The 2,138-nt window shown below is 66.3% G+C and carries 2 protein-coding genes; both read right to left on the bottom strand.

The window, feature by feature from the left end:
* Positions 1-46: 46 nt before the first annotated feature.
* Complete coding sequence (locus Q0627_RS06415; protein ID WP_298808529.1) at positions 47-1,339, bottom strand: cysteine desulfurase; 1,293 nt, start codon at positions 1,337-1,339, stop codon at positions 47-49.
* A 24-nt stretch (positions 1,340-1,363) separates the two neighbouring features.
* Complete coding sequence (sufC, locus tag Q0627_RS06410) at positions 1,364-2,137, bottom strand: Fe-S cluster assembly ATPase SufC (RefSeq protein WP_298808528.1); 774 nt, start codon at positions 2,135-2,137, stop codon at positions 1,364-1,366.
* Position 2,138: the final 1 nt, after the last annotated feature.

The following is a 2,138-nucleotide window of genomic DNA, read 5'->3' as shown; positions in this document are numbered from 1 at the left end:
TTGTAGTGGTCCAGGATCACGTCCTGGTACATCTGTTCCATCCGCATCAGCGCGCCCCGAAGAAGTCCTGGGCCTTGACGATCGCTGCGGCCAGTGCATCGACCTCGGCGAGCGTGTTGTACACGGCGAACGAGGCCCGGGCGGTGGCCGCGACACCGAACCGCTTGTGCAGCGGCCAGGCGCAGTGATGCCCCACCCGGATCGCGACGCCCTCGTCGTCGAGGATCTGGCCCAGGTCGTGGGCGTGGATGCCGTCGACGACGAACGACACCGCACCGCCGCGTTGGTGTGCGGTCGACGGGCCGACGATGCGCACACCGTTGATCCCGCCGAGCAGTTCCAGCGCGCGTTCTGTCAGTGAGTGTTCGTGTGCGGCAAGGGTGTCCATGCCGATCGCGTCAAGATAGCCGACCGCGGCACCCAGGCCCACCACCTGCGAGGTCATCGGCACCCCCGCCTCGAACCGCTGCGGCGGCGGCGCGTACGTCGACACTTCCATCGACACGGTCTCGATCATCGACCCGCCGGTGATGAACGGCGGCAGCGCCGCGAGCAGATCGGCCTTGCCGTAGAGCACTCCCACACCGGACGGCCCGAACATCTTGTGCCCGGAGAACGCCGCGAAATCCACGTCGAGCGCGGTGAAGTCGACCGCCATGTGCGGCACCGACTGGCAGGCGTCGAGTACCACGAGCGCACCGACAGCGCGGGTGCGCCGGACGAGTTCGGCGACGTCGGCGACAGCGCCGGTGACATTCGACTGGTGGGTGAACGCGACGACCTTGACCGTGTCGTCGAGTTCGAGCGAATCGAGGTCGATGCGACCCTCGTCGGTGACCCCGAACCAGCGCAGCGTGGCGCCCGTGCGACGGCAGAGTTCCTGCCACGGAACCAGATTCGCATGATGCTCGAGTTCGGTGATCACCACGGTATCGCCCGGGCCCAAGGCCTTGCCGCCGAACACGGCGGCGCTGCGGTCATCGCCCAAGGTATAGGTGACGAGGTTGAGCGATTCGGTGGCGTTCTTGGTGAACACGATCTCGTCGGCACTGGCGCCGACAAACCGGGCGATCGTCTCGCGGGCACCCTCGTAGGCGTCGGTCGCCTCCTCGGCCAGTTGATGGGCACCACGGTGCACCGCCGCGTTGCACGTGGTCAGGAAGGTGCGCTCGGCGTCGAGCACCTGGACGGGCCGCTGCGAGGTGGCACCGGAATCCAGGTACACCAACGGTTTTCCGTCCCGGACGGTCCTGGACAGGATCGGAAAGTCCGCACGGATACGGCCCACGTCCAGGACGGTTGTGCCCGATGCGGCCACCGTGTCGGGGAATGTGGTCACGGCCTTACCTCCTCCCGGTGCGGGTCAGCTCGCAGCAGCGGCCGAGGTGAACCGGACGTAGCCGTTCTCCTCGAGTTCGTCGGCGAGTTCGGGACCGGCCGATTCGACGATGCGTCCGTTGACGAATACGTGCACGAAATCGGGCTTGATGTAGCGCAGGATGCGAGTGTAGTGCGTGATCAGCAGGACCCCGCCATGCTCGCGCTCCTTGTACCGATTGACGCCCTCGCTGACGATGCGCAGCGCGTCGACGTCGAGACCCGAGTCGGTCTCGTCGAGGATGGCGATCTTCGGCTTGAGCAGTCCGAGTTGCAGCACCTCGTGCCGCTTCTTCTCACCGCCCGAGAAGCCCTCGTTGACGCTGCGCTCGGAGAAGGACGGATCGATGCCGAGTTCGGTCATCGCCTCCTTGGTCTCCTTGACCCAGTGCCGCAACTTGGGCGCCTCACCGCGAACGGCGGTGGCGGCGGTGCGCAGGAAATTCGACATCGACACGCCCGGCACCTCGACGGGGTACTGCATCGCCAGGAACAGTCCGGCCCGGGCACGTTCATCGACGCTCATCTCCAGGACGTCCTCACCGTCGAGGGTGATCGAGCCCTGGGTGACCTCGTACTTGGGGTGGCCGGCGATGGCGTATGACAGCGTCGACTTGCCGGAGCCGTTGGGCCCCATGATGGCGTGGGTCTCACCGGAGGCGACGGTCAGGTCGACGCCCTTGAGGATGCTGATGGGTTCGGCGTCGGCGTCGGACTGCTTGACGTTGACGTGCAGATCCCGGATTTCCAGAGTGGTCACA

The sequence above is a fragment of the uncultured Gordonia sp. genome (assembly GCF_937858515.1).
GTDB lineage: Bacteria > Actinomycetota > Actinomycetes > Mycobacteriales > Mycobacteriaceae > Gordonia.
The sequence above is the reverse complement of the archived record's forward strand: the minus strand, read 5'-3'. Positions and strand labels throughout refer to the sequence as shown.